9 protein-coding genes are annotated in these 8,689 nt (G+C 32.8%); 7 read left to right on the forward strand and 2 right to left on the reverse strand.

From position 1 onward, the window contains the following. Positions 1-258: 258 nt before the first annotated feature. A complete protein-coding gene (locus BM088_RS23280) occupies positions 259-2,106 on the forward strand; it encodes a methyl-accepting chemotaxis protein (RefSeq protein WP_091990550.1) in 1,848 nt (615 codons plus the stop codon). 269 nt (positions 2,107-2,375) lie between these two features. On the opposite strand, the gene BM088_RS23285 is transcribed toward BM088_RS23280, so the two are convergent. Then, on the reverse strand, positions 2,376-3,260 hold the full coding sequence (locus BM088_RS23285; protein ID WP_091990552.1) for a LysR substrate-binding domain-containing protein: 885 nt from the start codon (positions 3,258-3,260) through the stop codon (positions 2,376-2,378). Positions 3,261-3,399: 139 nt separating this feature from the next. Between BM088_RS23285 and BM088_RS23290 the strand changes: the two genes are divergently transcribed. The 6 genes from BM088_RS23290 (at position 3,400) to BM088_RS23315 (ending at position 8,376) form a co-directional block, all read left to right on the forward strand. Further along, positions 3,400-4,068, forward strand: a complete 669-nt coding sequence (locus BM088_RS23290; protein ID WP_091990555.1) for a pirin family protein — start codon at positions 3,400-3,402, stop codon at positions 4,066-4,068. Positions 4,069-4,100: 32 nt separating this feature from the next. Then, positions 4,101-4,331 carry a DUF2798 domain-containing protein gene (locus tag BM088_RS23295; protein ID WP_091990558.1) on the forward strand — a complete coding sequence of 77 codons (231 nt, stop codon included), beginning with the start codon at positions 4,101-4,103 and terminating at the stop codon, positions 4,329-4,331. A 214-nt stretch (positions 4,332-4,545) separates the two neighbouring features. Beyond that, entirely contained in the window at positions 4,546-5,061 is a 516-nt protein-coding gene (locus tag BM088_RS27965; RefSeq protein WP_091990560.1) for a type II secretion system protein, read from the forward strand. A 523-nt stretch (positions 5,062-5,584) separates the two neighbouring features. Next, complete coding sequence (locus BM088_RS23305) at positions 5,585-6,361, forward strand: spermine/spermidine synthase domain-containing protein (RefSeq protein WP_091990562.1); 777 nt, start codon at positions 5,585-5,587, stop codon at positions 6,359-6,361. 598 nt (positions 6,362-6,959) lie between these two features. Next, complete coding sequence (locus tag BM088_RS23310; protein ID WP_091990564.1) at positions 6,960-7,601, forward strand: DUF1707 domain-containing protein; 642 nt, start codon at positions 6,960-6,962, stop codon at positions 7,599-7,601. Between the two features lie 523 nt (positions 7,602-8,124). After that, a complete protein-coding gene (locus BM088_RS23315) occupies positions 8,125-8,376 on the forward strand; it encodes a DUF4386 family protein (protein ID WP_091990567.1) in 252 nt (83 codons plus the stop codon). 13 nt (positions 8,377-8,389) lie between these two features. Here BM088_RS23315 and BM088_RS23320 read toward each other — a convergent pair. Next, on the reverse strand, positions 8,390-8,689 hold a 300-nt coding region (locus BM088_RS23320; protein WP_281247193.1), incomplete at its 5' end, for a transposase.

The following is an 8,689-nucleotide window of genomic DNA, read 5'->3' on the forward strand; positions in this document are numbered from 1 at the left end:
GCAATAAGTAGGTTGTTCTTAATGGACGTAATTATCTTCTTTTTTGTGTCAATAGTCTTGGGTTTATTACACCATTTTGCAAAATAAGTATATTTAAATGACACCACCACAGTAATGATAACGCTGTACTCGCTATGAATTGCATCATTATATTAATTTGAGATTAATTATTTATGAAATTTTTTAGACGGTTTCATAATAAGGGACTATCTTTAAATTTTAGAGTAACAATTCAATTTCATCTGGCAAGGAGGCTATATGTCTATTCGTTATACATTTTTTTTGGTGTCTTTATTAGTCATTTTGGCTATGAGTACGATGGCTACTATGTTATGGAGTACCAATAATACAATTGCTGATATCGGTGAGAAATATGCTTTATCTAAGGAATTAACATCAGATATGTTGATGTTACGACGCCACGAAAAAGACTTTTTATTACGTAAAGATTTAAAATATATAACTAAGTTTGAAAAGCGCATGTCTCTTATGCAACAGCATATTAGCACTCTCAAAGCAGATTTGGCTGACAATAAAGACATTATAGCGATGTTGAATCAGACACATGATAATTTAAAAAACTACCATACTCAGTTGTTTCAGTTAGTAACATTAGATAAAAAAATTGGACTCAATAAAAACGAAGGTTTACGTGGTGCTTTTAATCAGGCTGAACAAAGTTTGGAATTAAGTGTGAGTGAAACGGGTGATAGTCAAGCAATTGCAAATACACTGCATTTAGTTTTATTGGAAAATGATTTTCAAAGTACCTTAGATTTAAAAGTAAAGTCGAATGTTGAAGTTGAGCTGATAAATGCCAAAAGCTATTTCACCGTTTTAAATACACAAGCCTCAGAAGATATTGCACAATTTGATATAACGGCCCAAAATTTAGCTGATGCTTTGAAAGCTAGGGGTTTAGACCAAAACTCTGGCTTAAGGGGAGAGTTACGATCAAGTATTCATATGGTAGAAAAGCTTGTAGGAAATGTCTCTAATGAACTCGATTCTGCTATTTCACAGTCACTTTCAAGTTCTAAAAAACAAGGGATTATTACTGCTGTAATTATGACAATGGGTATTGCAAGTTTACTTATCATGCAAACAATCCGGGTTTTTAACAGGTTACAATCGGCTAATAAAAAAATGGCGACGATAAGTCAGGGCGGGGGAGACTTGACGCAACATCTGGACCTTTCAGGGAAAGATGAAGTAACAGACTTAGCTAATTCAATGAATGACTTTATAGATACGACAGCAAGTTTAGTAAGAGAAATTAAAGACAAAGGTGAAATTGTTGAAAGTGGTGCTCATCATTCTGTTGAATTGAATAAACGTTCACAAGAGGCGATAGCTGAACAACGAAATAATACGGTGGCGGTGAATCAAGCTGTGGTTGAATTAGCAACTGCGGTTGATTTAATTGCAAAAAGCAGTGTTCTGGTACAAGACTGTGTTAATAATGCAGATAAACAGATCACCATTGGATCTCGAACTATGTCTCATGCAAGTGAACAAATGATTGAATTAACTAAGCATATTGAGTCAAATAGCGACATCATGAATTTAGTCACACATGCCAGTGGAGATATTGAAAAAGTAACGAATGTGATCCGTGAAATTACTGAACAAACCAATTTACTGGCGCTTAATGCGGCGATAGAGGCAGCCAGAGCGGGAGAAAGTGGCAGAGGGTTTGCTGTCGTTGCTGATGAAGTGAGAACTTTGGCAAAGCGTACACAAACTAGTACTGTTGAAATTGAACGTATGATTAATGCATTACAAGAACATGTTAAAAATTCACACAATGCAATGAATCAAAGTTTAAGTTTAAGCACAACAATGAAAACAGCAATTACAGATGCGAATAATTCTATGATAGCAAATAAAAGTGCGATGGATCAGATACGTGATATGGTGACACAAATTGCAGGTGCTACTGAAGAGCAAAGGTATACGGTTAAAAGTGTTGAAGATGCAACTCGTAACATATCCGTCACAGCCGAACAGCTTTTAGTTGATTCTTGTGAAAACTGCCAAAACTGTGAATGTCTTGAACGTAACGCACATCAGATGAAAGAAGACGTTGCTAAATTTGTTGTTTAATTGATTAATCAATTTCAATCTTTTTGGATTGTTTTTAAGTTACCAAATCTGGTCATAATTGATTTATGACCAGATTTGGTTGTATTTTATACTTGTTGCTCATTCTTCTTCTATTACAATTAATTAAGCATTAAAGATTATGGTGTTTTCAATGATTTAGGTGCAACGTATCGCTGAAGTGAAATAATTAAATTTATTTTATAAAATAACCAATTTAGTATTCTAATTTTTCAAGTCGCTAACAAGACTCGTTAACAGCAGAATAAAAGTTAACTTTGTTGAGCAAGTATTTTTTCAACAAACCACCTCATAGCCTTGCCTTTGTTATTGATGCGCCATGAGCAATATTGCGAAGTAACAGGTGCAGATTTATTTATTGCTAATGAGACGAGTTCTCCTGATGTTATATATTGCTTAATTTTATGGGAAGGTAAGAAGCCTACTCCTACCCCTTGAAGTATCGCTACAATTTTTTGCTCCATAGTGGCTACACGTACTGTGGTTTGGTTGTTAAATACACGATGTGAAAGAATAGGGGTGTTTTTAGAAGAGTCTTTAATAATTATGGTGGGATAAGGTTTAATATTTTCTTCTTTAAGGGGCAACTCATATTGAGTAAGCGGGTGATCTCTAGCAACAACAAACTCCCATGTAGCCGACATTATTTTTTCAAATTTAATACCTTGCATATTTGATACAGGTAAAGGGCCCCCAATAACGATATCTGCACGCTTATCAGATATGGCTTCTAAACTTCCCCCCATAACTTCTTCTGTGAGGTTAATTTGTACACCAGTATTTAATTGGTGAAACTCAATTAAAATTGGGTAAAAATCATTTAAATTCCAAAGTGTATCAATTGCTATATTGAGTGTAGACTCCCAGCCACTATTAACTTGATACGCCGACTCAACAATACGCTGTGCGTTAAGAAGTAACGTTCTGCCTTGCTCTAATAATACTTCTCCGGCAGGAGTTAAAATTGAACGCCGGCCTTCTCGTCTAAAAATAATAAAACCTAAATCGTCTTCTAATTTTTGCACCATATAAGTTATTGTGGAAGGCACGCGAAACAATGCTGTTGCAGCCCCTGCAAAGCTGCCTTTTTTGTCGATAGCGTCCAATACCTCTAATGCCTCTAATGTTAATTTCATTTTAAAACACCTTTGCTAAATCATTTGTTCGATATATTCGAATATAAATATCAATATATTCCGATTTTTATATAAACCCAAGTATTTATAATGGTTTTAAGTTCAAAACATTAAAACAATTAAATAAGGGTTGTACACAATGCAAATATTACACAGAGATTCATTACAACGAGGTGGTTTTGCTGGTTTAACAGAAACACGCCTAATTAAAGATAATAAAATAGGAGGAGATAACTCAACTTGGAATGGCATTGGCAACTTTATTTATTTAGCAGATGCGCGTTATTTACCCTATGGTGAGACACATATGCACCCTCACCATGAAGTAGATGTTATAACTATCATGTTAGAGGGTCGTTTAACCCATGAAGGTTCATTAAAAGATGGACAATCCATGGTCGAAAATCAAGTACAAGTTCAACGAGCTGGTGGTGAAGGGTTTGAGCATAATGAAGTAAACCCTGACAATAAAGGAAACCGTTTATTGCAACTTTGGGCATTGCCAGAAACAGCAGGAGAGCCGGCAGATTATAAGTTTTATCATCTAAATAATCACGAACTAAATCGTGTTTATGGTGGTGAAAAATCACAATCAGAAACGTTTGATAGTCATACTGTGATTGAAGTAGGGATGCTTAAAAAAAATAAAGTGATTACTAAAAAGGGTCAATACTTAGCATATATTACCAATGGTGAAGCTAAAATTAATGATTTAACTGTAACTGATGGCGATTTAATTCGTGGCAACGACTTCAATTTTGTTGTTGTGAGTGATGAGCTTCACTTAACTCTGATCACGGTAGAATAATCACAATTTCAATTTAAAAAAGGGTCGTTAATATGATAAATGCACAGTATCAAAGCGTGGTTTATTCATTCTTCATGGCATTATTAATGTCGAGTATTATGTCATTAACCATTACCATTTTTAATTTAGGTATTGTTGAAGGTTTATTATCAATATGGCTTAAAGCCTGGAGCTTTTCGTTTGTAATTGCTTTTCCTACCGTTATATTGGTTTCTCCATTCGTAAAGCGCATGGTGAAATTAGTTATAAAAGAAGAAACATAATACGCTTTTTTACTTTATTAACTTCAGGGATAAAAAGGAAGTCGGCGATACAATTTTTACCTCCATACTTTATATAAATCAATAGGCTTGAATATAAATAATTACAATTTTGTTAATTAATAGTTTATTATAAAAATCTTCGTTTTTTGATGTCGTTAACAAGGATATTATCTACACCTAAAACTTGAACTATGTATTAGGTATTGTAATAAAGATGGCAAAAAAAAATTTAGGTTTTACGCTTGTTGAATTAATTGTAGTGATTGTTATTTTAGGTGTTTTGGCTGTTACTGTAGTACCTAAGCTTTTGAATGTACAGTCTAATGCAAATATTACAGTGATAGAAAGTGCGGTGAGTGCAATAAAAACTGCGGCAGATTTATTTAAACTTAAAACACTCACCACAGGAAATGAGCTGACTGCAGAAGTTGAATTTGAGGGAGTAAAAGGGAGTAACTATAACCCTTGGGCTGCTACTGCAAAAGGTACGAGTTATTCATCAGATTATTCATCCCCTCCTGAAATATTTGAAGCTGCGGGGCTTGATGTTAATGACTGGGCATATCGTATTTATACGCCAAGTAATTACTCTGTTGTTGCAGCCCCTAGAAATGTACTTTCTAAAGCTGAACCAACCGCTATAGAGGTTAAAGAAAGTAACTGCTATTTTGAATATTTGTGGAGCACAACAGGCGAACCAACTTTAACGATTAATAAAGCTGGGTGTTAATATTGGTTTATTTCCAAGCATAAGTTGAAAGTGTTCAATATTTTTTAGTCAGGATTTATTAAGCTTGAAGTTTATAGTAAACATAAAACCTGTATTTTAATAATGTGAAAATATTTGTAGTACAAGTACTCAAACTAATATGAGGCTTAGTGCATCAATTTATAAGGCAATGAAAGTTGGTTTGCTAATATTATCGATTTTGTCTACTTGGCATTGTTTATTTTGCTAAGTTTGGATATTCAAACCTTCTGAGTAGCCTTCCTTTATTTTTAGTTTTTATACATTCAAATAATTTAAAGCTTTGAAATTAGAAACTTTACTTCGACTTTTAAGTGTCTGAGCTTACATTGACTTCGAGTTGATTTAATAAATATTATTTAACCTTAAAGTATTTTTAATATCTGCCGAATAATTCAATATATGATTGTCATATTAAATTAAGATCTGGTGATTAGTTTGAAAATACACCTTTGACTTTCCTTTAGAATGATTTTTAATAATGGTCTAATTTATAGGATGAATTTTGGATTTTTTAACTACGCAAGCCCATGATGGGGAATTGCTCTTTCATAGATTAACTGATCAACAACAAATCGAGATCCGCCAAAATAATGGTTATCGTTGGCTCTATTTTAAAGAATGCAGTCAAAATAATGCATTTCAATCGGTTATATCTTTAAAGCGTCCTAGTGAATTAATGTTTCCATATACACAAGCAATGTTACTTTTTTTATTATGGAAAAAAGCGCCTATTAGTTTACTTAATTTAGGCATGGGGACGGGTTCTTTAGAAAGAGCTTTACGAAAAAAATGTAATATAAAGATTACTTCAGTTGAAAGTAATAAATATATTGTTGAAATGGCAGAAAAATATTTTTATTTACCAAAAAAAATTAATATATTAATTGAGTCAGCTGAAAAATACTTAATCAAAAATACGCACGATTTTGATGTCATACTATGTGATATATTTAATGGTAAAGATAATTCAGAAAGTATTTATGACGAGTTTTTTTATCAAACTTTAAAGAATAACTTAGACATCTCTGGAGTCGTATTTTTAAATATACTTGCCAAAAATTCGGGTCAACTACAAGAAATATTATATGCTATCAGGCAATCTTTTAAGCATGTTGTACTCCTCGAATTTGAAAATTATGAAAATATTCTCTTAATTATAAGTCAACAGCATATACCATCTAAAACAGAATTATATAAATTAAGTTTAAATGATTATGAGCTTAAATTGAATCCTTTCATTAATAACTTATTTTACGTACCTGCTTTAATTAACGAGTAATATAGCTGGAGAAAAGCGTGTCTAAAGAAGAAAATAATAACGCATTCATCTCTTTATAATTAGTATTTTTTTCTCCAATAAGTTGGACACCTAAGTATACGCCAATTACCGCTTTTTCTTATATATAGTAATCACGAATAAAGCGAACTTCCGTTTGTGAGTCGAAATAACGACATTCAATTTGTGTTGTTTTAGGTTTTTGTGACCCACCTAAAAGAATCAGTAAATTTAAATAATTAGGGGTTGTGGCAAAGCGTCACCAAGGTTAAAATTTTGAGTATTAAACTTGTATCCACGTGCATTGATTCAATCATCAAGTGCACCAGATCCTTCAAATCTCCTATATATCACAATATGTATGTTCATTTAGAAAAGCATAGAAATGAAAATATAGGAGGGTGATAAATGAAGTTTACGAAATGCCATCTTAAAATAACTAAAATTTATTCATTTTAACCAATTTATACTTAAATTGACTATCCTCATGTCGCTAGGATACTTTTTTTTGTTTAAGTACTTGTAAAGTATGGTTTTTATTTTTTGGTGCAAACTTTGCTTAGTCAGAACCTAATTCAATTGATTTATTAAAGGGAAAAATATGGCTGTTGTTATTGAAGATAGGCCCACAGATGCGGTAAGAGAAGAAGTCATTGATCAGTTAATTATGAATTATAGTCATGGAAAGTTATCGCAAGAGGCATTTGAACGAAGATTAGACGAAGCAATGGCGAGTCAAAATAATAAAGAAATTTTAGGGCTTGCTGCCGATTTAGATCTTAAAATAGATAAAGTCTTCGAAGAAAGTAAAAAACGCGATTTTTCAGTCAATTATTCAGCTGAAAAAGGGAAAGACATTGATTATTTTGTGAGTATATTTGGTGGGTGTGACCGAAGTGGTCGATGGGTTGTTGCCAAAGAAATCCGCTCTATTAGTATATTCGGAGGTTCAAATATTGATTTCAGTGAAGCCGAATTTACGCATTCTGATGTAACAATTAAAACTTTTTGTTTATTTGGTGGTGATAATATATATGTGCCCGAAAATGTAAATGTAGTTTCAAAAGTATTTTGTATTCTGGGTGGTGTAGATAATAGTGCCCCTTCTATTTCAGACCGTCATGCCCCTACATTAACCCTTGAGGGAATTGCCATTTTTGGCGGTGTGGATATTAAGCTCAAACGAACCATAAAAGAAAAGTTTGTTTCTTTTGCCAATAATTTAAAAAACATGTTCAGCTAAAAATAGGTTTAGTTAAAAAATCAGGTGACTCAATATGAAAACGATGTATCGCATTTTAATTTTGGCAGTATTGATAATCGGTGCCATTAGCTCATACAGTTATGGAAGTTCAACAGGGTTATTTGCTTTTATTGTCTTGGGTTTTATATTTGAAGGTGTATTTTGGTTTAGCGTGTTCCCTAATAAAAACAAAAAACATTAACTTGTCAAATAAAATGTAGCTTTTGCTAAGTTAGCTGCATTTATTTTGATCCCGTTTGGTTTCAAGCGATAGAAACCAAACATAAACAATTTAGATTTAACTTCACCATTTTTGGGAAATTTACATTTTATCTTCCCATTTATGGGAAATAATTGTTGTGAAATAAATAAAACCCCATTAATTCAATCTCTTATAGTTTGGCATGCCATGTGCAATTACATCATATATATACTATTGGTAGTATGAAAATAGTTTAACGATGTACTTTCTTTAAGTCTGTTCATCGCTAATAACTTATCTACAATAAATAAAGGTTTAATGATGACAAGAAATATGAATGCCAGATTAGCAGGATTAGTTTATTTGATGTGTGTACTCACTGGGATATTTAGCCTTGCTTATGTTCCATCGCAACTGAGTTTATGGGGCGATCCAACAATAGCAACAGTGGCTCATATTATTGAATCCCAATTCTTGTTTCGTTTGGGAATACTAGGAAGCATTATGTGTTATCTAAGCTTTTTAGCACTTCCTTTTGCTTTGTATAAATTACTTAACCTGAGATCTGGTTAAGCATCGCCATTTATTAGTCTGGCATCATACCAAATACATCTGCTGATAGTTTTATACACGGCTTCTGTTTCTTTAAGCAATAAGCCACTATTCCAGATATCAAGTTGAGCATGAAACTTGTTTCACTGCGATGGCGGCTATGTTCTATTTGAGATATATTTTTCAACTGGTCATTGATAGTTTCAATGATGTATCTCTTTGATAACATCGCTCTATCGAAGGCTGACATGGCTTTCGACTTCATGTTTTTTCGAACTGTTGTAATCAAATCTACATCGAGTTCCTTTAGTTTTTCATTTAACTCTTTGCCGAT

The sequence above is a fragment of the Pseudoalteromonas denitrificans DSM 6059 genome (assembly GCF_900112265.1).
GTDB lineage: Bacteria > Pseudomonadota > Gammaproteobacteria > Enterobacterales > Alteromonadaceae > Pseudoalteromonas > Pseudoalteromonas denitrificans.

Excerpts from the sequence above, each read along its gene's own strand:
- BM088_RS23295 (WP_091990558.1), top strand. The coding sequence starts at position 4,101 with ATGATAAATGCACAGTATCAAAGCGTGGTTTATTCATTCTTCATGGCA.
- BM088_RS23290 (WP_091990555.1), top strand. The coding sequence starts at position 3,400 with ATGCAAATATTACACAGAGATTCATTACAACGAGGTGGTTTTGCTGGT.
- BM088_RS23285 (WP_091990552.1), bottom strand. The coding sequence starts at position 3,260 with ATGAAATTAACATTAGAGGCATTAGAGGTATTGGACGCTATCGACAAA.
- BM088_RS23315 (WP_091990567.1), top strand. The coding sequence starts at position 8,125 with ATGACAAGAAATATGAATGCCAGATTAGCAGGATTAGTTTATTTGATG.
- BM088_RS27965 (WP_091990560.1), top strand. The coding sequence starts at position 4,546 with ATGGCAAAAAAAAATTTAGGTTTTACGCTTGTTGAATTAATTGTAGTG.
- BM088_RS23310 (WP_091990564.1), top strand. The coding sequence starts at position 6,960 with ATGGCTGTTGTTATTGAAGATAGGCCCACAGATGCGGTAAGAGAAGAA.
- BM088_RS23280 (WP_091990550.1), top strand. The coding sequence starts at position 259 with ATGTCTATTCGTTATACATTTTTTTTGGTGTCTTTATTAGTCATTTTG.